This window comes from Paenibacillus sp. PK3_47 (genome assembly GCF_023520895.1).
In the GTDB taxonomy this organism is placed as follows: Bacteria; Bacillota; Bacilli; order Paenibacillales; family Paenibacillaceae; genus Paenibacillus_AQ.
Window position 1 is genome coordinate 1438498 of sequence record NZ_CP026029.1, and the last position, 23614, is coordinate 1462111.

The 23614-nt window shown below is 53.2% G+C and carries 20 protein-coding genes, 1 pseudogene and 1 riboswitch; of the genes and pseudogenes, 4 read left to right on the top strand and 17 right to left on the bottom strand.

The genetic code is table 11. From position 1 onward, the window contains the following. Positions 1 to 3 precede the first annotated feature (3 nt). The 9 genes from C2I18_RS06525 to C2I18_RS06565 all read right to left on the bottom strand — a co-directional run bounded on the left by C2I18_RS06525 (position 4) and on the right by C2I18_RS06565 (position 12714). On the bottom strand, positions 4 to 1572 hold the full coding sequence (locus tag C2I18_RS06525) for a glycosyltransferase family 4 protein (RefSeq protein WP_249900449.1): 1569 nt from the start codon (positions 1570 to 1572) through the stop codon (positions 4 to 6). A 407-nt stretch (positions 1573 to 1979) separates the two neighbouring features. Next, positions 1980 to 3113, bottom strand: a complete 1134-nt coding sequence (locus tag C2I18_RS06530; protein WP_249900450.1) for a CgeB family protein — start codon at positions 3111 to 3113, stop codon at positions 1980 to 1982. A 32-nt stretch (positions 3114 to 3145) separates the two neighbouring features. Next, a complete protein-coding gene (locus tag C2I18_RS06535; RefSeq protein WP_481857881.1) occupies positions 3146 to 4243 on the bottom strand; it encodes a CgeB family protein in 1098 nt (365 codons plus the stop codon). A gap of 233 nt (positions 4244 to 4476) precedes the next feature. Continuing rightward, positions 4477 to 4650 (bottom strand): aspartyl-phosphate phosphatase Spo0E family protein, encoded by a 174-nt coding sequence (locus C2I18_RS06540; protein WP_249900452.1) that lies wholly within the window; start codon positions 4648 to 4650, stop codon positions 4477 to 4479. Between the two features lie 133 nt (positions 4651 to 4783). Beyond that, on the bottom strand, positions 4784 to 6223 hold the full coding sequence (gene wsfD / locus C2I18_RS06545) for a glycan biosynthesis hexose transferase WsfD (protein WP_249900453.1): 1440 nt from the start codon (positions 6221 to 6223) through the stop codon (positions 4784 to 4786). Positions 6224 to 6231: 8 nt separating this feature from the next. After that, positions 6232 to 8130, bottom strand: coding sequence for an LTA synthase family protein (locus C2I18_RS06550; RefSeq protein ID WP_249900454.1), 1899 nt, complete (start codon positions 8128 to 8130; stop codon positions 6232 to 6234). 183 nt (positions 8131 to 8313) lie between these two features. Next, entirely contained in the window at positions 8314 to 9546 is a 1233-nt protein-coding gene (locus C2I18_RS06555; protein ID WP_249900455.1) for a hypothetical protein, read from the bottom strand. Next, entirely contained in the window at positions 9546 to 10190 is a 645-nt protein-coding gene (locus tag C2I18_RS06560; RefSeq protein ID WP_249900456.1) for an RNA polymerase sigma factor, read from the bottom strand. The genes C2I18_RS06555 and C2I18_RS06560 overlap by 1 nt, the downstream gene beginning before the upstream one ends. A 1186-nt stretch (positions 10191 to 11376) precedes the next feature. After that, positions 11377 to 12714 carry a 5'-deoxyadenosine deaminase gene (locus C2I18_RS06565; RefSeq protein WP_249900457.1) on the bottom strand — a complete coding sequence of 446 codons (1338 nt, stop codon included), beginning with the start codon at positions 12712 to 12714 and terminating at the stop codon, positions 11377 to 11379. Positions 12715 to 12781: 67 nt separating this feature from the next. After that, positions 12782 to 12880: riboswitch (purine riboswitch) on the bottom strand. A gap of 245 nt (positions 12881 to 13125) precedes the next feature. Between C2I18_RS06565 and C2I18_RS06570 the strand changes: the two genes are divergently transcribed. From C2I18_RS06570 to C2I18_RS06585, 4 genes are all read left to right on the top strand, one after another. Further along, the gene (locus C2I18_RS06570) at positions 13126 to 13776 is read left to right on the top strand and encodes a GntR family transcriptional regulator (protein ID WP_249900458.1); all 651 of its coding nucleotides are present in this window, start codon (positions 13126 to 13128) and stop codon (positions 13774 to 13776) included. 62 nt (positions 13777 to 13838) lie between these two features. After that, positions 13839 to 15131, top strand: coding sequence for a cytosine permease (locus C2I18_RS06575; protein ID WP_249900459.1), 1293 nt, complete (start codon positions 13839 to 13841; stop codon positions 15129 to 15131). 34 nt (positions 15132 to 15165) lie between these two features. Further along, a complete protein-coding gene (locus C2I18_RS06580) occupies positions 15166 to 16677 on the top strand; it encodes an amidase (protein ID WP_249900460.1) in 1512 nt (503 codons plus the stop codon). Between the two features lie 61 nt (positions 16678 to 16738). Next, positions 16739 to 17512 (top strand): LamB/YcsF family protein, encoded by a 774-nt coding sequence (locus C2I18_RS06585; protein ID WP_249900461.1) that lies wholly within the window; start codon positions 16739 to 16741, stop codon positions 17510 to 17512. 728 nt (positions 17513 to 18240) lie between these two features. On the opposite strand, the pseudogene C2I18_RS06590 reads toward C2I18_RS06585, so the two are convergent. The 8 genes and pseudogenes from C2I18_RS06590 to C2I18_RS06625 form a co-directional block, all read right to left on the bottom strand. Then, positions 18241 to 19517 (bottom strand): annotated as a pseudogene (locus C2I18_RS06590) (IS110 family RNA-guided transposase). A gap of 517 nt (positions 19518 to 20034) precedes the next feature. Continuing rightward, positions 20035 to 20559 carry a GNAT family N-acetyltransferase gene (locus C2I18_RS06595; RefSeq protein ID WP_249900463.1) on the bottom strand — a complete coding sequence of 175 codons (525 nt, stop codon included), beginning with the start codon at positions 20557 to 20559 and terminating at the stop codon, positions 20035 to 20037. A gap of 252 nt (positions 20560 to 20811) precedes the next feature. After that, positions 20812 to 21246, bottom strand: a complete 435-nt coding sequence (locus C2I18_RS06600; protein ID WP_249900464.1) for a hypothetical protein — start codon at positions 21244 to 21246, stop codon at positions 20812 to 20814. Then, positions 21243 to 21563, bottom strand: coding sequence for a hypothetical protein (locus C2I18_RS06605; protein ID WP_249900465.1), 321 nt, complete (start codon positions 21561 to 21563; stop codon positions 21243 to 21245). Before C2I18_RS06605 ends, C2I18_RS06600 begins: the two co-directional genes overlap by 4 nt. Continuing rightward, on the bottom strand, positions 21560 to 21901 hold the full coding sequence (locus C2I18_RS06610) for an alpha-helical endospore appendage domain-containing protein (RefSeq protein ID WP_249900466.1): 342 nt from the start codon (positions 21899 to 21901) through the stop codon (positions 21560 to 21562). The genes C2I18_RS06605 and C2I18_RS06610 overlap by 4 nt, the downstream gene beginning before the upstream one ends. Positions 21902 to 21926: 25 nt before the next feature. Next, positions 21927 to 22220, bottom strand: a complete 294-nt coding sequence (locus C2I18_RS06615) for a nucleoside-diphosphate sugar epimerase (RefSeq protein WP_481857885.1) — start codon at positions 22218 to 22220, stop codon at positions 21927 to 21929. After that, positions 22204 to 22743 carry a hypothetical protein gene (locus tag C2I18_RS06620; protein ID WP_249900468.1) on the bottom strand — a complete coding sequence of 180 codons (540 nt, stop codon included), beginning with the start codon at positions 22741 to 22743 and terminating at the stop codon, positions 22204 to 22206. The genes C2I18_RS06615 and C2I18_RS06620 overlap by 17 nt, the downstream gene beginning before the upstream one ends. Before the next feature lie 101 nt (positions 22744 to 22844). After that, positions 22845 to 23576: a sugar phosphate nucleotidyltransferase gene (locus C2I18_RS06625; RefSeq protein WP_249900469.1), complete on the bottom strand. Its 732-nt coding sequence runs from the start codon at positions 23574 to 23576 to the stop codon at positions 22845 to 22847. Between the last annotated feature and the right edge of the window lie 38 nt (positions 23577 to 23614).

Consider the following 23614-nt stretch of genomic DNA (forward strand, 5'->3'; position numbering starts at 1 on the left):
TCTTCAGGCCGCTTTGCGGCGGCGTTTCACGCCCCGCCGCGCGCGGTGCCCCTGGCGGCGCTGCTTGCCGCCGCCACTCTTCCGGCGCGCGGGCTTCACCGCGCGCCGCTTGCGGGCCGGGCGCGCTGCACGCCGCGCCCGGGCTGCGGCGCGGCGGAGCCTGCCGCGCCGGAGCTTGCCGCGCCGCAGACGGAGGCGGCGGCGCACGATCAGCCTGCGCCGCAGCGCCTGCGGCGGCGCAGGAGCCCCGGCGGCAGCAGGCGCGCTGCCGCCAGGATCGCCGCCTGCCGGCACGGCGGCGGCCGGAACTTCATCGATCACCACGACGGTGTCGGTGATCTCGGGGGCTGCCGCCGGCTCCGCGCACGGCGGCTGCGGCTGCGCCTGGCAATAGCGCAGGTACCAGCGCTCCGCCAGGCCCTGCAGCCGCGCACGGTACGCATCCGGCCCGTACACGGCCACAATGCGCTCCCTCGCCATGCTGCCGACACCCGCAGCATATCCCGGCGCGGCCAGCAGGGCATTGACCCGCTCGGCCAGCGCCGCAATGTTCTCCGCCGGGGCGAGCTGGTCCCCGCAGCCGGCAGCAAGCAGAATCTCCCGCAGTCCGCCGGAATCATAGGCGACAACCGGCTTGCCGAAGGCCATTCCCTCCAGGGCCGTCATGCCGAAGCCCTCGCGGATCAGGCTGGGGACAACCAGGATATCCATCGCGCAGTAGGCTGCCGGAAGACATTCTTCATAGCCGGCGAATTGGAACTTTGCGTTCAGCCCTTCCAGCTTGACTTTGCGGACACAGCGGTCGTAATAATTTTTGTCGCCGGGGGTTCCAATAACGAGAAACTTTGCATCAGAGTGGAGCGCGCTGACCTGGACCGCCATTTTGACGAAATGCTCCAAGCCCTTCTCTTTATTAATGAAGGATGAAATATATCCGATCAGCGGTTCGTTTGGTGCAACCTTCAGCTCACGGCGGCGCTCGCCCCGGAGCATGCTCCAGGCTTCAAGCATCATATCCTTGTCATCCCAGGACGGCGGGAGCTGGGTTACCTTAAGCTCCCGGATCTCCTCGGGAAAACAGGCGGCAGCCGTATGCGAGATCGCCAGAATCTCATCACTGTTGCGGTGAATCAGCTCCACACTGAGCGGAGTGAACTCGTTGTCCGTGATCGTCTCCGATATTTTCCAGACTACCGGAATCCCCAGCGATTTCGCTGCCATCGCCGGCAAAGCATGCACACAGGTACTGGAGATTATAAATGCCGGGCGCAGAGCCGTGAGCCAGTCACATAATTCGAGATACTCCCTGCCTTCCTGAAACTTGCGGATATCCGCCTCCAGGCCGGCATACGGTGTATACATCCCGTAAACAAGGGGGATCGGCAGCAGCTCTACATTCATTCCGGATTTGCGGGCCAAGCGGGTCAGCTTGCCCTCTTGAGGCGCTACGAGTATGCAGTTGAAGTATGGAGACAGCTCCCGGCCGAAGAACAGCAGCAGCTTCTCCGCACCCGTTATACTGCGTGAATTGGAAACATGGGAAAAGAGGACGATTGTAGCTTTGTCGGCCATGGTGTTTCGGCGCTCCCTGGCATAGACCCCGAGCGACCATTCACCTCCCTAAAAGTTTTACGAAGCATCCGCTACGGAGAAAATTCTTCGCAGTAAAACTCGCTTCGGAAGCATCCGCTTAGTTTTACGAAGCATCCGCTACGAAGAAATTCTTCGCAGTAAAACTCGCTTCGAAAGCATACGCTTAGTTTTACGAAGCATCCGCTACGAAGAAATTCTTCGCAGTAAAACTCGCTTCGAAAGCATCCGCTTAGTTTACGAAGCACTGTGCTGCCCGGCGAACCCGGCCGGCGGGCTAACGCCAAGGTCCGGTACTCCAGTATATTGAGGGGGCACAGATGCCGGCACGACACCTGTCCCCGGATATACGCACAATTTTCGGGTGTTTGCTGATGCCCTTTGTCCGCTTAGCCGTAGATTACTGTCAACAGCTGGTTCAGGCGTTTGGTATACGTGTGGTCTTTCAGGGTGCGTTCAAAGGCACGCAGGGCCATTTCCCGGCGTTCCTCCTCATGGGTCAGGTAATAACGCACCTTTTCCATCAGCTCCAGCGGAGTGGAGAAGGTGTCTATTTCCTCGCCTATTTTGTAAAAGGTGCCCATATCCTCTCTTGCATCACTCAGCTGCAGCGTACCGGCGGCTGCGATCTCGAAGGTGCGGGGATTGGGGGAGACAGCGGGAATGGACAATGCATTATTATTTTCCACTTCATCTACATGGGCACGGTGAAGGTTGATTACTATTTTGGAGCCGCTGTAGGTAACGGCTGTCTCCTGGGGCGACATCCATTTGCCGACCTCAATCCGGTCACCGTAAAGAGGAGCCTCGGGCAGACGGTCCCACCAGATTCCGTTAATTACAGTGTTGTAGCTCATCAGCTCAGGCATGATATTGCGGAAAAAGCTTACCCGGTTCCAGTAAGCAGAGCCGATAAAGCTGACATCACGGATGATCTGCGAACGGCCGGTTACCGGGCGGTAATGCTCACGGTGTGCGGCAAAAGGCAGATAATGCACCTGTGCGCAGCCAAGGCTGCGGTACACTTCCACACAATTGCGCTCCAGCGTGAAGACATAGTCATAGTGCACTACGATTTTCATCGTGTAATCGGTATAATAAGGATCATCTGTCAGCCATATCGCGGTCTTGAAGCCCTTGCTCCGGAGTTCGGCGATTTTCTCGGTCGACAAGTCCAGCCCATCCAGGACCAGGATGAGATCAGGGCGCTGTACCGCTGCCTGTTCAACGAGATTCTGGTGAACATCCGTAACCGTTACCTTGGCCGTCAGCTTCTGCAGGGAGTACAACACCGCGTCATCCAGCGGAGAATACGGATAGCCCTTGCCGGAGGCTACATACATAACATGAATATTGCGTACAGGGAGCGGTTCCTCCGGCCGGCCGTCCAGGATGGCAAGCCGCCCCCGCAGATACCCCTCATCATAACCGGCCTTGAAGCCGGTCAGGCGTCCGCGCAGCTTCTCATCCTCCGCCGGGGTCCGCGGAAAAGGCGGGACGGGCATAACAAATTCAGTGTTCATGAATACTCGCTCCTTCATCCCAATATTGGATTTCACATTTTCGCGGTAATAACATTTAACAATTGAGGCAGACGGGCGGTGAATGTATGCCTCTGCATCGTCGTTTTAAGGCCCCGCAGCGCGTATTCCCGGCGCTCCTTTTCATGGTTCAGGTAATAGTCGATTTTGTGCTGCAGCTCTTCGGCAGAGCCGAAGGTTTCCAGATCACGCCCGGCACGGTAATGCCGCCCCAGATCATCGCGGATATCGGTTAATTGCATCGTTCCGCAGGCGCTGATTTCATAGGTCCTGGGATTTATGGAGCGCGACGGCAGCTGGTAGGAGTTGCGGTTATCCATGCCTCCCTCCCAGGGGCGGTGGATGTTAATGACCAGCTTCGCGCCGCTGTAATAGTTCGCTGTCTCCTCTGGAGGCATAAAGCCGTCCCTGATAAACGGTGAGAGCTGCTCGTAATTGGCCAGACGCTCCCAGAAGCCGCCGGCGATCAGCACCTTTTTCCCCTGCAGGAATGAGCTGAGCTTATCAAACAGCTCCGTGCGGTTGCGGAAGGCATTGCCGACGAATACAACATCGTAATGGTAATTGCGGCTGGTCCGCCGAGGATAGAACATGTTCGGATTTACACAGAGCGGAAGATAATGGACGGAAGCCGCACCCAGCGAGCGGTAAAATTCCACACAGCCAAGCTCATGTGTAAATACATGGTCATAATAGTGGCAGATCACTGAAGTATCCTCTGTAAAATAGGGGTCATCCGCAAACCAGATTGCTGCTGTGATGCCCAGCTTCCTGATTTCCGTGATCTGGTCCAGATGATTCTCCGGAAACACATGCAGCCCGTTCATTACAAGCACAGCCCCCGGCCGCTCGCGGGCCGCGGTCTCCAGCATATTCTCGGGACTGCTTATAACCAGTTCGCTGACGAGCTGCCCGAGCGCTTCCGTAATTCCCGTATCTATCGCCTGAAATCCCTGGGGTACATACATCAGCTTGAGCGGCCGGCATGCCTCCACCTCCGGAATGCTCAGGCGCTTTACGGCTTCATACAAGCCGAGATGATATCCTTCCTGATAACCTTCGAGGTAATCCGGCGGATGCTCTTTTCGCTTTTTCGCTTTCACAGCCTTCACCCTGCCCCGTCATATTCTCAAGACAGTATAACTATATGCGGAGTCAGCATCCGCCTCATGGACATCTGTCCTTCTTCCGCCGAAATTGGCAGATGCCCCCTGTCTTCCGCCCGGCTTGCCCGAACCTTTGCCAAATCCGTCCACCCGGGCGGCTTGACACAACACAAAAAAAGACACGTCAACATCTCTGTTAACGTGTCTTCTGATATTTATTACCTTCTTCAGGCCAGGACCTAATCGGGTAAATCATCCTTGTCCGTAAGGCAGTCGGTATACTCATTCAGCAGTGCATCCAGCTTCACGGATTGGCGGAGAACCCTTACATCCTGCATGCCGTATTTAAGTGCCAGCCGGTTCAGTTCCTGCCTGGCCTCTTCAATTCTATCCCTGTGGCTATCATTTCCCATAGCGGCCCCCTTACCCGGATAAAGCTGTTCTTCAAGCCCTTTCAAAATGTTGCAATAAACTTCCAAACACATTGTATTCTATTATTCAGAGAGGGTCAATTCATCTCCCTGTAATTGGAATTGGGGTAATTTCTCAGTACCTGCGTTTACGTCCGGAAGCATTGTTCCAGAGGCCGGCAAGGAGATGCACAATCCAGCCGAACATGGCCACAGCCATCATATCAAAGCACACATTGAACATAAATAAGTGCTTGCCGATATCTGCCCGGCCGTCGCCAAGGATCGGAACCATAAAGGAGAACAGCCCGATCAGCCCCAGCAGCATCATCAGTTCTCCGGCAATCCGTCCGCTGGTCTCCCGTGTGCGGAAATACTGGAACAGCACTCCGGCGTAATAGACCAGATAGAATATAATGAGGAAGCCGAGTGAATCCGGCAGCCGGCTATTCTTGAACTCGCTCCAGCCGCTGTATGTCATGGCAATTGCCCCTGCCGGTTTGCCTTCACTTTTCTCATAGCTTCCCAGATAATAAGGGCGGATCGCCATGCTGTTCTCGGCTGCATATTTCATATTGTCTATCAATCTTCCGGGATGCTTCAGATAAAAGAACAGCACGTCTTTATGGGATACACGGTCATAGAAATCCGGCGTAAGGGAAGGATCATCCTGCTTGATCGCCGTATCTGTCTGGAAATAATTCGTCCCCGCCAGCACCTCAAGCCGCTCCGGCAGTCCCAGATCACGCAGATCGCCCTTCACGTCCGGTGATTCATTAAGTATTCCGAAGAACACCGTCTGGTAGAGATTGATATGCTTCAGCTCCTTGGGTGCAGCCACATATATAATGATCGATACGAGTGCTACTGCCACAGCAAACCGAAGGGCCAGCTTCCGCCATTTGCTCTCCCCCTTGAGGGCAGCGATACGCAGGAAGATCAGCGCAAAGGCGAGGCCGACCGGCGCATTCTGGATTTTGGAGCATACCAGGAACAGCACAGCTACAAAAAACAGCGTCATTCCCTTGCCTGTAGGATGCTCCTGCAGCACCAGCCTTAATCCGAGCGCAAAGGTCAGCAGCATGAATACCATCGACACCGGCTCGCCGAACAGCGAATTGAAATAAGCCAGATAGCCGATGTCATAAAAAACAAACAGGATTGCCGCACCGAGCAAAATTCCGGTGATATAGGAGCTGCGCGTCCCGATTTTTACAATCAGCCAGGTGGCAGCCAGCAGCAGCAGGGCGTACACCGCACCCAGCACGCGGATATCGAAATAACTGCCGTGAAACAGCCCTGCCAGCAGCCTCGGCACCAGGATAAGCAGGATTTGCGAGGAAGGATAGAACCCCCTGAACAAATTGTCATAGGCAAATTCCGAATGGCTGAAGCTGAAAAACCGGTCGGCATAGCTTTCTGCGGCATCATAATAATTCAGCCCGACCGTATTCATCATACGCAGGAAATCACCGTTGTCGGCAACGCCGACGAACGGCTTCAGAAACAGCAGATAAACAATAAGTCCGCAGCCGGCGAGGGCTGTGAGAATTTGTGGCTTGAACAGCTTTTTCATGGTTCCCCCTATCGCTGCGGAAGCAGCTTCACGTATTCATCAGACAGGTCCATCAGTTTCAGAATGTAGTCATAATCGCTTTTGTATTGGCTGAAGTCCTCTACAGGCTCCAGCGTATCGAGCGATATGGCCTCTCCGTCCTCAAAGCCTTTGCCGGGAACGAACAGAATCTCATCGTTAAGGAAGGTGCCGGACGGCGAGTAATAACGCATGCCGATCACATTCCGGTCAATGTTAAGCAGATCATGTCCGAATGCCGTATACCCTTCTTCTTCCAGTGACACACCGAGGAGATTGGCTACCGTCGGGAGAATGTCAAGCTGGCCGCCAGTCCGTTCCAAGGTCTGGCCTTCGGTCATTCCCGGCACACGCACAATCAGCGGAATATTAAATCGGCTGATCCGGGAATCGTATATCACTCCCAGCGCCTCTTCCACCTGCTCCGGCGGCACATCCTTGGTCTGGAGCCCGAAATGATCCCCGTACAGCACCAGCACCGTGTTGTCCCACAGTCCGTTTTGCTTCAGTCCCTCGATTAGCGTGCCAACGGCATAATCCGTATAATTAATGGCCGTCAGGTAGTCGCCTAACATCGTATCCTGCAAATTTGCGGGCAGCGTAATTCTTTTGTAGGCATCCGGGATTTTGAAAGGATGGTGACTCGAGGCCGTGACAAGCTGGGCGTAGAACGGTGTGCCTTTCTTGTGCAGCGCCGACAGCTTCTCTACAGCCGTAATGTAGAGCTGCTCATCGGAAGCGCCAAAGGCGTTAAAATGATCATTCTCAAAATCATCCTTCTCGTAGTACCCGTTAAATCCAAGCGCCGGATACATCTCATTGCGGTTCCAAAAGCCGACCTTGTTGACATGGAAAGTGTAGGCCTCATACCCCTTGTCCCGCAGCAGGCGCGGCAGACCCGGCAGCTTCCGGTCCCCGAAGCCGGTGGACATAGCCAGCGTACCGATCGGGTAGATGGAGGTATTGCTCATGAATTCCGCATCCGAGGTATTCCCCGGGCCGATCTGCTGATAGACCCGCGGGAAATAAAAGCCCTCTCCCGTCAGCTTATTGAGCACAGGTGTCAGCTCCTGCCCTTCCAGCGACTGATGCAGCGGAAAATTCTGAAAAGCCTCCAGCTGGATGACGATGACATTCCTGCCTTTTTGCGAACCGAAGTATTGCGGCACTGTACCTTCCGGCTTGTTACTGTAAGGATAAGTGTCTTTCAGCGCATTAACCTTGGCTATCGTTTCATTAATGTCACCCGTTCCAATCAGCCCGTTGTCCTCCTGGGCCTTGAGGGTAGCCACTACTTCGTAGTTAAGAAAGCCTGCGCTTTCCGCCTGGACCAGCTCATTGGTGATATCACGCGCTGCATGTATGGAGTAGGCTGACAATGCGCTCCCGCCGAGAATTGCCACCAAAATAACCACCAGATGAACTCTCCGCACCCGTGGTGTGATGTAACTGCGTACCGGAACCGACGGCCCGCGCTGCCATCTGCGGATTAAGGCATAGATGATCATGATTACAATATCCGCAAAAAACAGAAAGTCTACAGGTTGTATAGTGGACTCTACACTCTCTTTAACCTGAAACACCTGGTTCAGCTCATAAAAGGCCAGATAGGTCGGTACGGAGCCGAAGTGGTTGAAGTAGACACTGGCCGCAAACAGCAGCAGCGACAAAATCCCGTTAAAGCTCCAGTAGACCGCCGTTTTCATCCTCCCGGGAATAACAACAGCCAGAATCCCCATAATCAGCAGCACCGGAGCAAGATCCGCGGCAATCCACTGCCAGGCAATCCGGTCAAAAAACAGCATCCTAAGCAGCAGCAGTTTCAGCCAGATCAGTCCGGATACAATATAGAAATGGGCATTCAGCAGCCCGTATTTATTCCTGCTCATTCAATCGCCTCATAATATATAATATAGTTCTGTAAATTCTGTTCTAGTTTTCTGTAAATGTTCAGATTTATCTAGTATAGCAAACTTGAAATATTTATCAAAACTGCGGATTCATGCCGCACAAAAAGGACGCTGCGCTTGTTGGCGCACGTCCTTGGGGGCGGATGTCTTTATAGCAGATCGTTACGGCACAGGAGTCTGCTCTATACTGTAAATCTCCCCTTTCAGATTAAAGGAGGCATTAACTACGAGGTCTCCATCCGGGCTTTTGAAGGTAAGAAGTCCAGGTGCTGTCTGGTCAACCACCCTATAATCTTTCAGCCGGATGCCGAACAGTTTATCAGCAAGGGCAGCGGCCGAGATTTGCAGCTTGCTTTCATCCATATTAAGCAAATTCGCATCCTGCTCGCCGCGGATTTTGGAATCATATGACTTTTCAATGTAGAGGGCCAAATCGGATACCTGCAGTATTTCCTGCGTGGCATAATCCATCATTACTGAAGCAGCCGCATATTCATCCTCCCCATACGTCAGAACGAGCATATCCCACTCCGGCGCTACGGTACGCTCGATGGAGTATAGATGATCCGTCCCCTGGTCCCTAAGCAGTTTAATAGCCTTAAGCCCCGCCTCCCTCACTTCAGCACCTGCTTCATTCTCACTCATTTTATAGGTTGAAAGCTTGTATAAGCCGTTTACATAATCAATTGTGGCTTCCTCTCCCATAAGGCCGTCATTGGTCTGAATGCCCGGCTCATCATTTGTTCCATAGTGAGCAGAATGCCTCAGGCCGGTGACCGTGAATTTTCCTTTATAGCCGGCTCCCTGCAAATTCTTCGTCGCTTCTTCAATGAACGCAGGGTCTATTTCTTTAACACTATAAAAGGCGTCCATCACCGTCCGGATGACCTCGCCTGTCTCTGTATTGAACCAGACCCTGGCTGAATGATCTCCTTCCTGAAAAAGAACCTCCGCTTCCTCAACTCCCTCTATCGGATTTTCAAGCCGCTTCAAGCTGATGTACGGATATTTCTTTCCTAGCTGTTCCTGCATCAGCCGCTCAGCGGTTTGTTTAAACCCGGCATCTGTAAGATCCGCTGCGCCCTCCTCAGGAGAATCATACATGACAGCACTTGCTGCCACTGACGGATTAAACCCCCTGTTCCTGCCGGAAAAGTCACTTCCCAGGTAAAGTACACCCGCACCCAGCAGCAGCAGGACGACAGCAGCAGAAAGCATCCGTGCGCGGAATGCTCTGCGGCGCCGGACGGCCGTCATCTCCCGGCTACGGGCAGTCAGGCCTTCCTGAAGCTGCCGGACGATATTGTCGGCATTCGCTTCACTGAATTTTGTACGGGGGAATGGACCTTTGCGGGCCAGATCATACCACTGCGGCTTCTGCTCATGCTCCTCCATTACTCCATCCTCCTTAATTTGTCCTGGACTTTGCGGCGCGCACGGTGCAGCCTGGATTTGACGGTGCCGGGGGATATCTGGATTAATTCAGCGATTCCCCTGACCGACAGCTCTGCCTTGAGATCAAGCACCAGTACTTCGCGCAGCTTATCCGGCAGTCCCATAATGAGGCTCCAGATTTCATCGATCTGCCGGCTGCCGAGATACTCCATTTCTGCTGAGCGGGCAGCACCTGCTGTAACGCCACTATTTTCACGCTGCCCTGTATCATTCTCTTGTGTTAACGGCTGTACTCCGCCCCACAACCCCGCTCGGAAAAAACGCGACTTCCGGTAGGTGAACACCGTATTGCGGGCAATGGTGAACAGCCAGGTTTTTAACGATGAAGCGCCGCGGTATGTCCCGATCCGGTAGTAGCATTTGATGAACACCTCCTGGGTGAGCTCATCCGCCTGATCGCTGCTTTTGGTAAGAAAATAAATATAATTCCAGACATCCTCGCCGTACAGCTTCATGATCATCCGTAATTGTTCTTCGCTGATAGCCTCTGCCTGCTCCAGTCCATTCAGTTCCAATAGGTTCACCTCACTTGATTTGACCTCATAAACGGAGAGACGGTTCATTTTTTCAAAAAATAATTTCACAAGTCAAAACATCCGTCTAACGGATGGGTTGTTCGTGGTGTATATCTCGGGGTATAACCCCCACACATTTCGCTTGCCCACGGCTTGCTCTTGCACATGTATACCTCTCGTCTCATCCCTGCCCATTTACAGCGGAAAAAGGGTCCATTGGACACGAAAAACCGAATACATTGAGCCACTGCGCAGGGAATGTAGCCCATTAAACTCGAAAAACCGAGTACATTGAGCCACTGCGCAGGGAATGTAGCCCATTAAACTCGAAAAAGTGAGTACATTGAGCCACTCTGCAGGGAATGTAGCCCATTGTACTCGAAAAACCGAGTACATTGAGCCACTTCGCAGGGGAAGTAACCTATTAAACTCGAAAAAGTGAGTACATTGAGCCACTCTGCAGGGAATGTAGCCCATTGTACTCGAAAAACCGAGTACATTCAGCCACCACGCAGGGAATGTAACCAATTAAACTCGAAAAACTGAGTACATTGAGCCACTCTGCAGGAAATGTAGCCCATTGTACTCGAAAAACCGAGCCATTGAGCCACTTCGCAGGAAATTTAGTCCATTGAACTCGAAAAACCGAGTACATTGAGCCACCGCGCAGGGAATGTAGCCCATTAAACTCGAAAAACCGAGTACATTGAGCCACTGCGCAGGGAATGTAGCCCATTAAACTCGAAAAACCGTGTACATTTGAGCCACCGCGCAGGGAATGTAGCCCATTGTACTCGAAAACCGAGTACATTGAGCCACCGCGCAGGGAATGTAGCCCATTAAACTCGAAAAACCGAGTACATTGTGCCACCGCACAGGGAATGTAGCCCATTGAACTCGAAAAACCGAGTACATTGAGCCACCGCGCAGGGAATGTAGCCCATTAAACTCGAAAAACCGAGTACATTGAGCCACCACACAGGAGATGTAGCCCATTGGACACGAAAAACCGAATACATTCAGCCACTCTGCAGGGAATTTCTGTACTTAAAGTACCTACAAAGAGTTTTATGCCTCTCCATTTGCCAGTAGCCCAGCTCCGGTAATTCCTTAGGGATTTGCTCCCCCCGCCCGAACAGCGGCTGATTTCTCATTTTGCGCATTTCACGCACTCCTCTGCCTGCGCACAAAAAAAGAGGACCCCAGGTCCCCTGCACATTGTAGCTTTAAATTTCATAATCCACTATTACCTCGGTCACCCCAGCGGGGAGCGGGCCAGCAGTCTTTTAATGGAGCGGTTGGCTTCATGGAGTACGACTTCCTTATCGACGGTCTTGAGCAGCCCTTTATCCATCAGGATCTCACCGTCTACAATGGTTGTCTCCACATCCGCGCGGGTAGCCGAATATACAATTCGGGAGATCGGGTCCACATCATAGGAAGGGAACGTGTGAAAATTATAAAGGTTGAGGATGGCCAGATCGGCTTTTTTGCCTACCTCGATGCTGCCGATTTTGTCCTCCATGCCCACCGCCTTGGCTCCGCCGATCGTCGCCATCCGGAACACACTTCTGGCATCCATGGTCGTCGGCCCGTGCAGCGGCTTTTGAATAATCGCAGCGAGCCGCATCTCGTTGAACATATCCAGATTATTGTTGCAGGGCGCCCCGTCCGCCCCGAGGCTTAAGTGCACATGCTCATGAAGCATGCCCGGTGTGTCGGCAATCCCGGAGGCCAGCTTCAGATTGGAGCCCGGACAGTGGCTGACATGAACTCCGCGGTCCCGTAAAATCCTTTTCTCCTCATCGTCCAGCCAGACGCAGTGGGCCAGGATCAGACGCTCATTAGCAAGACCCAGATGATCCAGATAGACCACGTTGCGCATGCCGGTCATCGCCTGGACAATTTCAATCTCCCCCAGATTCTCCGACGCATGGGTATGAACCTTAACCCCGTAACGGGCAGAGAGGTCGCGGACCTCTTTTAACAGCGGTTCTGTACAGGAGATCACAAACCGCGGGGAAAAAGCATACTGGATCCGTCCGTCTCCGTAGCCGTTCCATTTCTCCAGCAGGTCCATGCTTTCCTGTAAAGATGCGTCGGTCTCCTCCTGAAGCGCTGCGGGAACATCATCGTTTTTCTGATCCATCATCACTTTACCCGACAATGCGCGGATACCGCTCTTCGCAATGGCCTGAAAAGCAAAATCCGTATGATGCACTGTCTCCATATCCACTATGGTCGTCGTACCGCTGGTGATCAGCTCTCCAATTCCGAGCATGGCGGAGTAATACAGCGAATCCTCGTCATGCGCCGCCTCCAGCGGCCAGATCCGCTTGCGCAGCCAGTCCATCAGCTCCAGATCATCGCCCTTGCCGCGGAACAGCGTCTGGCATAAATGAATATGGGTCTGCACAAACCCGGGGATTACCGTGCGGTTCGTTGCATCAATGACCCGCTCATCCCCCTGCGCCTGCAGGCCGCTGCCGATCTCTGCAATCATACTGCCCCTGATCCGGATATCCCCGTACAGAATTTCCTCCTGTTTGTTCATCGTAACAATCTCCGCGTTTTTGATCAGTATATTTGCCATCGCCGTTTCCCCCTTGATTGTAAGGTAAAACTTCTTTAGTGCCAGATAACACAAAAAGGCCACAAAATATGCCTCAGCATATTTTCGTAGCCGGAAATTTACGGTTCCCGGTAGAGACCCTTAAACCAATTATTAAGGATATACGAAAAAGTGGATTATGCAATTGCTGTTGAATAAACCCATAATATAGCACGGACAAGTTTTATGTCAATATACCTTACTTATAATTATAAAAAATCAACTTTTTAAACAATACGACCAACATAATGTTATGTATTTTAACCTATTATTCAGTAATTTAAGATTTTTTTCATAAAAAACATTGAATCACGCTCTATTTAGTGTTATGTTACTTAACAATAAATTCAAAGTGTGATCACACATCACAAATCATCTATGAAAGGAGCTCCTATGAAATCAGACCATATCCAGGTCACCTCCATTAATGATGAGGTCTATAACCGCTTAAAACATCAAATCACCCATGCGCAGATTGCACCCGGCGAGAAAATCTCGATCCGTCAAATCGCTGAAGCCTTCGGCGTAAGTACAATGCCCGTCCGGGAGGCGCTGCGCAAGCTTCAGGCGGAAGGCTTTGTCCATTTTGAAACGAGAAGTGTCATTGTGCGCAGTCTCTCCCAGCAGGAAGTCAAAGAGATTTTTGCCATACGCGAGCGTCTGGAATGCCTTGCTACCGAATGGGCGATTGGCCAGGTCAAACCCGAAGATATTGAAGCACTCCGGGAAACCCTTGATGCCATGGATGACAAAGAGGTCGGGCTGACGGACTGGCAGCGGATGAACAGGGAATTTCACCTGCAGCTGTATGAGTTGTCGGGGTCCCCGAAGCTGATTCAGCTGATCACGAACGTATGGGATATGGTAGAGCCCTATATGCATATCTACACTTCGTCCGTAAGTTCCCTGCAGACCGCACAGACCCAGCATCATGAAATGCTGAAGCTTGTGGAGCTGGGCGAACTGGAGGAGCTGCTGGACTGGATCCGCAGTCATTTGTCCTACACATGCGAGGTAATTCTCGAGGCACTGCCGGAGTCCTGACCCCCAAACTTTATAAGATTACGGCATAACAAATCAGAGATATTTTAAGGAGGGAACCTGTAATGAGCAGCACTTCTGCAGACAATCAGTTACTGGAAAGCGAATATGAGAGCACCCCGATTCCCGCTGATAAAAGAAAATCCCTGTTCAGCAACTCGATGGTCTGGGTAGGCTTCCCCATGATTATCACCAGCGCGGTTACAGGGGCAACCATTGTGCATGGACTGGGTTTCTCCAAGGGACTGACTGCCATCGTGCTCGGTAATCTGCTTCTCTTCTTATATGTCGGGCTGCTAAGTATGCTTGGCGCCAAATATGGCATTAACTTCTCCATGCTCGCCACGCGCACCTTTGGCAAAAAAGGCTATGCCGTCTCTTCCATACTGCTCTCAACGCTTGTTGTCGGCTGGTTCGCTGTCCAGACAGGTCTTACAGGCGTCAGCATGGAGAGCGCATTCGGCTCGAATCCTGTAACCATCGCACTCATTGCCGGAATTCTATACGTACTGCTTACGCTTGTAGGCATCCGTGCCCTTTCCTTTATCGGCATGATTTCCGCACCTCTCTTCTTCCTGATTGCGATTTATGCGGCTGTGGAGGCCGCAAGGGGCGGCGGCAGCGCCTGGGACTACCAGGGAACAGGAACAGGGCTGTCCATCGGCGCGGCTGTAACCCTTGTCTTTGCTCTTTTTGCCGACTCGGGCACCATGACCGCCGACTTCACTCGCTGGGCAAAGAACCAGAAGCATGCAGTCATCGCCACCTTCTCAGCGTTTCCGCTGGCTACGGCGTTCGCCATGATTATGGGCGGATTCATTGCTGCAGTATCCGGCGGCGGCGGCGACGTCTTTGGGGTTATCGCCGAAAAAGGCGGTATCTTTGGAATCATCGCCGTCCTCTTTCTCTTCGTTAATCTCGGCTCGGTCTGCAGCCATTGCTTGTATAACGCAGCGGTTGGCTGGTCGTACATTCTCGGCGGCCGGATGCGCATGCTTACGCTGATTCTGGGCGTAATCGGCACTGGAGTAGCCGCGCTTGGCGTGTGGGATTACTTCGTCAACTGGCTGAATCTGCTTGGCGTAATCGTTCCGCCAATCGGCGCCGTAATTATCATCGACCAGTTTCTGGTCAGAAGAAACCTGGAAGAATCCCGGGCGCTGCGGATCAAACCGTTCATAGCTTGGGCTATCGGCTCTACGGCCGCCCTGATTGTCCATTATGAATTCCCTTCCCTGTCTGTCGCAGTCGCCGGGATCATCGTGTCCGCAGCTGCTTATCTGGTCATCAGCCTTGGCGATATGAAAGCTGCCAATGAAGCGAGCACTCCTGCCCGTCCAGTTAAAACAAATGCATAAACAACTAAAACATGTGACATGGAGGCGTTAACCAATGGGAACAAATGCAGTTACTTATACGGAGATTACAATTGCAGAGGTCCAGCAATCGATGCTGGCGGGAGAACTGACTGCGGCGGAACTTGTATCCTGGTACCTGGAGCGTATTGGCTCACTGGATAAAGAGGGTCCCTCCATTAACGCGATCGTCAATGTCAATCCCCGGGCGCTTGAGGAAGCCGAAGCACTGGACCGCTATCTGAAAGCAAACGGACAGCTAAAAGGGAAGCTGCACGGCGTTCCTGTTCTCGTCAAGGATCAGGCGGAGACAGCCGGCATCCCTACGACTTTCGGAAGCAAGGCGTTTCATAATTATATCCCCGAGCAGGACGCTACGCTGATCACCCGTCTGCGCGAGGCAGGGGCCGTCATTCTGGCCAAGACCTCTATGTGCGATTTCGCGGCAGGCTGGTTCTCATTCTCCTCCGAAACGGAGCATACCCGCAACCCCTATGCGGGAGAGCGGGAGACCGGCGGATCAAGTGCAGGCACAAGCGCAGGGATCGCCGCCAATTTCGGCCTTGTCGGAATCGGGGAAGATACGGGCGGTTCCATCCGTCTTCCCTCCTCCTTCAACAATCTGTTCGGTCTGCGGGTGACGACGGGCCTCGTCAGCCGCGCGGGCTTCTCTCCGCTCGTTCATTTTCAGGATACTCCGGGCCCGATTGGCCGTACCGTAAGAGATACAGCCCGGCTCCTGGATGTTATAGCAGGCTATGATCCGAATGACAGCTTCACCGCCGCAGCCGTTCAATCTGAAGAGATCGGACATTATGAGGACATGCTGGAATCTGCAGACCTTACAGGCAAAAGAATCGGAATCCTGCGGGAAGCGTTCGGTCCGGACAGTGACCCGGACTGTGAACCGGTTAACCGCCAGGTATCCGAAGCGATAGAGCGCCTCCGTTCCCTCGGTGCAGAAATCGTAGAGGACGTAACGATACCGGATTTGCAGGAGTATTTGGCTGAAACTTCATTGTATGCCATGCAGTCAAAGTTCGATATTGATAACTTTTTAAGTAAACGTCCGGATGCGCCGCTCCACTCCTTCATGGAAGTGTATGAATCGAACGGCTTTCATGAATTAAACGACCTGTTCCACGACATCGCGGCAGGGCCTGACGATCCGGCCGAATCGCCGGATTATTACCGCCAGCGGTTGGCACAGGAGGAATTCCGGCGGGCTATTCTGGGCGTATTCGCCAAGCATTCACTGGATACGATCATCTATCCCGCGGTACGGGTTCTTCCGCCGACAAGGGAAGCTCTTGCCGCCGGCAAGTGGACCTGTCTGACCTTTCCGACGAATACGGTTATCGCTTCACAGTCCATCCTGCCTTCACTCTCGGTCCCTGCCGGATTAACGGAGGACGGAATTCCGGTCGGATTGGAGATGCTTGGCCTGCCTTTTAAAGAAGGCAAGCTGCTGCAGCTGGGATATGCTTATGAGCAGGCTGTCCAGCCGCGTCAGGCTCCGGTTTTGGCAGACCGCCTTTTAAGTAAATAAAACAGCAAAACGGACCGCGAGGGCCGTCCAATTCCAAAAAGTACAAGCAGAGGTGAACTCCATGCAGCAAGAAATCGATATCAACTGTGATCTTGGGGAGAGCTTCGGCGTATACCGCTACGGTGCTGACCATGAATTATTCCCTCTGGCCAGTTCAGTGAATGTAGCCTGCGGCTTCCACGCCGGTGACCCGCGGATTATGCGGGAGACCATTGAAGCAGCCGCAGCATTTCACGTAAAAATCGGAGCACATGTAGGCTTTCCCGACCGGCTCGGGTTTGGCCGCCGGATGATGGATATAAGCCCGGAAGATGCCTATGACTATTGCCTGTACCAAATGGGAGCCCTGGAAGCCTTTCTGAAGGCTGCCCGGCTTCCGATGTCCCATCTTAAGCTTCATGGGGCCTTCTACATGATGGCGGCCGTCCGTTCTGATGTGGCAGGCGCGGTCGTCCAGGCCGTGCTGCGGTTTAACCCGCAGCTGGCTGTGTACACTCTCCCGGATTCGGAGCTGGCCGTTCAAGCCGCCGGTGCAGGTCTTACTGTTGTAAATGAAATTTTTGCCGACCGTCCTTACGATGCGGACGGGGTAAAGATGTTCGGCTGGACCCTTCAGGAAGTAGGCGGGCTTCAGGAGATCGGCAGCCGGGTCCTCCGGCAACTGCAGGATAACCGTAATGCCGGGCCAAGCGGCCGGGTTGGTACGATTTGCGTCCATAGCGATACACCGGATTCACCGGCAATCGTCAGGCATGTCCGCAGCGTTCTTGAGCAGGCAGGCTGGACCATCGGTAAGGCGGCGGCAGCGGCAGCAGCAACGGATCTTCGTCCATAACCGGATACTCTCCCGGCAAAAAAAGCCTCTTTCAGAGGCTCAGGCTGTCGAGAAAGCCTTGACAGTCTTATCTGTGTGATTTTATTTCATATGACACCGCGATAACAATTTCCGGCTCCAATCCATTGCCTTACGCGCACCAGAACCTATTAATTACTTGGCAATATTAAAGCTAACGGACAGGAGGTCCGTTATTTTGCGCAGAAGGTGTGTTTTGAAATTCTAACGGACCCTGGATCCGTTATTTCATCCGAATGGGCGTTATTTATCCAGCCTTTGGCAGATTAAAGGAACTACGGTCCGTTAGCAGCGAAAACGGGGCGAACTCCGGCAAATAACGGACTCAGGGTCCGTCCCTCGTATTTAAGGGGTTTTCTCACGAATACTCACTCATTCGCAGGATTTCATCGTCATGAAACGGTGGAGATGGTTGGTTTGTGGTGGAGGTTGAGCCGTTAGTCTGCTGGCGGGCATGCAGGAACAGAAGCAACGCATGACGTGCTTTTTGAGACATCGATTCCTGCACACTCCACTTGGCCCACGGAGGTTCACCCTCCCAGATCTCAACGGGTCTATGCCCTTACATTCCTTCGTTACACCTGTCCATGGCGTGGAGACCGATAGCGTTTAGTTAACGGGTCAAAGCCCTTCCGGACCGCGTATTCGGTTCTCTTTGTGCACGTTATGCTGTACAATCCTGCGAATAAGTCAATGCCCGTGGTTCGGATTTACGCGGCAGCCGGGGCTGGAAGTGGACTGCGGTAGGTTTCTTCTCGCTGCACCATGCCAATCAGAATGCGGGCCAACTTGCCAATCAGCTTAAACAGCGAAGCCTGTTTCTTCATCCCTCGCGCCTGGTTGTTCGCATGCCACCGCTTGAAATCAGGATTTTGCCGCACCAGGCCCAGCATCCCCCAGTATAAATGTTTACGGAGCATACTGTCGCCACGCTTGGAGAGCTTGATTTGCCCTTTGAATTTACCAGAGGTGCACTCGGCCAGATTCAGGCCGGCTCGTCGCAATAATTGCTTGCCATGCGCATAGAGGCGCAGGTCGCCAGCCGAGGCCAGGACGGCTGCCAGCGTCATGTTTCCAAGCCCGCAGATGCTCCGTAGTTGCTCGGCCAAGGGGATTTCCGTCAAGACCGATTGGATGGCCTCATCCATTTCACCTAGCATAGCGCTCACGTACTCGTAGGTTTGAAGCAGGCGGCAGCTGTCTTGCCGGGCTTCTTCCGTTGCCCTTGTATCCCCAATGCTTCGCTTTGCTGCTGCCAGCAAGGCTGCTGCCTTCGCTCTGCCGCTGACACCGGAGGCACGCTTCATCCCTTGTTCGCGCCAATGGTCAATGACTTCGTCGACGCTCAGTCTCTTTAGGTCGCACGGCAATGGACAAGCGCGGAGTGATGCCAGCGACCGAAGCACCGTCCAGTCCGGGAAGACTTGGCGGAATTCCGGAAAGTACAGGTCAATCCAGCGGACGATCCGGTTACCCAGACTTGTCAGTTGCTTCACCCAGTATTCTCTGTCGCTCATCAGTGTCTTTAGCCGCTCAAACGCTGCGGCCTGAGTCACGTAGTCTGTATAATACCCTCGGCTGACGACGTCTGCAATGACAAGCGCATCCTTTGGATCGTTCTTGGATGGGCTATTGTCCCGATTTTCCTTATTGCGGTGAGTCGTTACGGGATTAACCAGTACCACCTCAATCCCTTGCTGAAGCAGCCAATTCGCGAGGTTAAACCAGTAATGTCCGGTGGGCTCCAGACCGATGAGGAGGGACGTCAGCCGATGTTTTGACTGAACCTCTTTGACCCAGCGCAAGAGTTTCTCAAAGCCTTCCAGCGTGTTTGGAAAAGACAGGTGACGCGGAGTCAGGGAACGTCCACGAAAGTCAGTCATTTGTGCGGCATGCGTATCCTTAGCGATATCGATTCCGACCACGGCATGTTGCATAGTAATTCGTCAATACGTTGATTCGTTGTATGGTTTCGGTTAGACTTCATAGTAAGCGCCTCCTGATGGGTTTTGGGCTTCGGACCCCTTATACCCCCATCATACGAGGCGCCCTTGTTTTTGTCTAAGCCAAAAACTTAGCGTTTACAGGAATGTTTAGCGAGCGAAAGGGGAGGGGGCAACTAACGGATGAAGCGTCCTAATCATTGAGATTCGCGCCCAGCAGCCTTTCATCCCTGCCCAAATATTTTAGCGGCGCACTTTGGCCGGAGTGCAAACTATGTCCTATTTACTGACCAAGCCCGGCGCCCACGCCGACGGATGCACAAGTCTTGCACGGACTGCCACATGTCAGGGAACAGGTGCGGTTAACGGCAGCTGTGCCGGACATGAAGAAAAGGTTAATCCAGCTGAATCGCGGGAAAAACGGCCTTATTTCATCGTTCCCGGCACGTACAGCCATGGAAACATAGAAAAGAAACCCAGGCCATTAAATGAGCTGGGTTTCTCAACACTCTGAGCCTCTTTTCAGAGGCTTTTTACAGTTAAACGTCTGATATATGGCGGTTAATTATTGCTGTCTGTCAGCACTTTTTCAAACACCGGAAAGCTTGCCGTACGGCCCGGAAAAAAGATCTCGCCTCTCTTTTCATAACCAAGGTTCGGATAGATCGCCAGCGCTCTTGTATTTCTTGCATATGTATCCATCCGGATGCTTGTATATCCTGCCAGGCGCGCGTGCTCCTCGGCAAAAGCGATAAGCTTGCGGGCAATGCCCTTCCCCTGTACCTCAGGGTGAACCGCCAGACGGTGCATGACCAGATGCGGCCCCTGCTCCTGTGTCCACTTGATGTCACGGTACTGCTCCGACTGGTTCTCATCCAGTACAAGAATACCTGCGATCGCCCCGTTGTCCACATAGGCATATAATGTACCATTCTCTATATCTGAACTGATAATTTCCTGGTTTGGATAGCTGTCATCCCACTGATCGCTGCCGCCGGCCTGCATGACTTGTACACATTTGGCAATCAGCTCCATGATCTCTCCGACTTCTTCTCTCTGTGCTTTGCGAATCTCATTCCCGCTCATGTGTATCCTCCAACGTTCTGTAGACTTGTGAATCCGTTAAAGATTCTGTATTGAAGTCTACCATATCCGGAGGCACAACCGGAAGTGTGGAGGTTATGGAAACGGAAGGGAGGCTGCATCAGCTCCAGCGGAGCCTGCTTCCTGTGCTGAGCAGGCCCCCTAATGGGCAGGGACCGGAAGAAACAGGGGCATTCCTTTCCTGCCTGTAACTCTTGAAAATCCCCTTCATTATATACCGGTTAGCGGCGTGGCTCAGCCCAGCTCCAGCTTATGCCCGTCCTCGAAGCCCTTGGCGAAACCGGCGTCGAACCCCACGTTGTATGCTTCGGTGTAGCCCTGCTGAAAGGCGTCGCCCGGCGGAGTTTCCGGAGGAACGCCAAGATCCGGGGGGAGCTGAACGACCTGCTGAACAGGCACCGGAGGGATTTCTATGACCGGCACCACCTCTACCGGCGCTTGAACCAGCTGAACGCTCTTCACTGGCGGGGGCAGAATTCTTCTTTTTTTGCGGATGATGATATACTTCCGGGTTCTTCTGGAACGCACCTTACGGGCTTTGCGGCCTTTGTGGATCTTACGGGCTTTTGGGCCGTATGGTTTACGTACTCTGGCCTTGCGCACCAGCAGCAGTGTACGCCGTCTCCGGGTGGCGCCGCCGGTACGCTTGATGATTTTCTTCCTCTTCATTCTTCGACTCCTCCTGTACTCCATGTACTTCTTGCGCTTTTTGCGGTGCCGTCTGCACACGTCTTGCTCAGCCATGGCGCAGCAGGAATTCCCTGTTTGGGCTGATGCAGGGAAATACCGGTCATCATCCGGCACATGGCGCTTTGATACTGGCTCAGGATACGGATATTGTCGCTAAGCTTGCGGGCTGTCAGCTCCGATTGCCCCGTAATTTCGGCGATGCTCTCCAAGATCGCTGCGAGTGCGGCCTGGCTGCGGGCAATGGAGCGGATCATCTCCAGCTTTACGGCATGTTCGGAGAGGAGCCCGCCGCTCATTTGTCGTCGTCCCCGAAACTGAAGCCTTCGCCGCTCATATCGCCAAAGCCGTCCCCGCCTCCGTCTTCACCGCTGCCCAGCACTGCTTTTAAGTTACTGTACAGCCCGTTTTCCAGCTTGGTTAACCCCTCCACCATCTCCACAATGACCTCATGAATGGATATGGTCTGCTTCAACTGATCTTCATGGGAGTCGAACGCTCTAGCGTGGATATGATGCTGCGTCCACTGCTTCACCTTTTCCGCTTCCACCGCCTTGGCTTCGAGAATCATCGCGATGTTCCACTGGATAGTAGCGGTCGACTCCAGCATTTGCAGATAAGCTTTTTCCCTGCTCATCTCTCGCCTCCTGCTCTTCTAAGCGCTACTCTTCTTCCTGGCCGTCCAGTTCCTTGATGACCCTGCCTACCCCTTCAGCCATCGCTTCTTCCAGATCAGCCAGCGCGTTCAAGTAAGCTATAATATTCTTGTTAACCTGACCTGAGCTTTCCACGAGCTCGCTGAATCCGCCAAAATCAGGATCGGTATCCGGCAGATCGTGGACGATTTGCGACATACGGACGGCAACGTGGCGTTCGGCGTCAAGAATCCGTGCCATCTGTTCGTGCGTATGGGCCATGTGCTGCAGGATTTTTGTTATTTTATTCTGCACCTTCATGTCTCCTTTGCTCAAACGCCCTGCTACAGCATATGCGGCTAACGCCTTGGCGGTGCAGGCTGATATTAGAATGGGGGACCGGGTTAGCCGGCGGCGGCGGAATCAACGGAACTTTTACCGTTGATTTGGCCGGTTTAGCTGGAAGCAGCAATTTCAAAGGTACTTTTACCGTTGATTTGTCCGGTTTAGCCGGCGGCGACGGAATCAACGGGACTTTTACCGTTGATTTGTCCGGTTTGGCCGGCGGCGGCGGAATCAACGGGACTTTTACCGTTGATTTGGCCGGTTTAGCCGGCGGCGACGGAATCAACGGGACTTTTACCGTTGATTTGTCCGGTTTAGCCGGCGGCGACGGAATCAACGGGACTTTTACCGTTGATTTGGCCGGTTTGGCCGGCGGCGGCGGAATCAACGGGACTTTTACCGTTGATTTGTCCGGCTTGGCCGGCGGTGGGGGATTCAACGGGAGTTTTACCGTTGGTTTGGCCGGCGGCAGCCTTTCGCCCGCATACAGCAAATTCAAAGGTACAATTACCTCTCATTCCCACCTTTCACCCCACAATTGCCCGCATTCAATATTGTCAGAAGCACGCCTGTCCTCCCCTTCACGGAAAAAACGCCGCCCTAAGGCAGCGTATCTTTCAGCTTTTCTCCGGCCTCGAATAAGGATTGGAAGGTTCCCGCGTCGCTCCACCATTCCTGCAGCACGTCATAGGTCAGCTTGCGGTCGGCGGCATAAATGTTGTTCACATCGGTAATTTCCAGCTCCCCTCTCTGGGAGGGCGAGACCCGGCGGATAATATCGAATACAGCTTCGTCATACATATAAATGCCGGTTACGCAGTAATCAGTCTTGGGCTGCTCCGGCTTCTCTTCAATATAGGCGATCAGGGATGAATCCTCGCTGTCGAACACCGGAACACCGTATCTTCTTGCATCCTCCACCGGTTTCAGCAGTACCTTGGCCGTCCCCTGAGGCTGCTGCAGATAACTGTCCACATAAGGTGTCAGATCATCCATAAAAAGATTATCACCAAGCAGCACGACAAACCGTTCCCCCGGGGGAATGAACCCCTCCGCCAGCTCCAGCGCTTCAGCGATGCCTCCTGCGGCCTCCTGGATTTTATAAGTCAGAGACACGCCAAATTCCGCACCGCTGCCCAAAAAATCCGTATACTGCCCCGCAGACTGCTTGCTGATGACCAGGAGAATATCGGTTATGCCCCCCCGGCGCAGCCGGTCTATACCGTAACACACCATAGGATATTTGCCGACCGGAAGCAAATGTTTGTTCATAAGCCGGGTCAGCGGATAAAGCCTTGTTCCAGTCCCGCCCGCCAGTATGACTCCTTTCACTTACTTTCCTCCTCTTTGTCTGTGTCTTAAGCCACCCG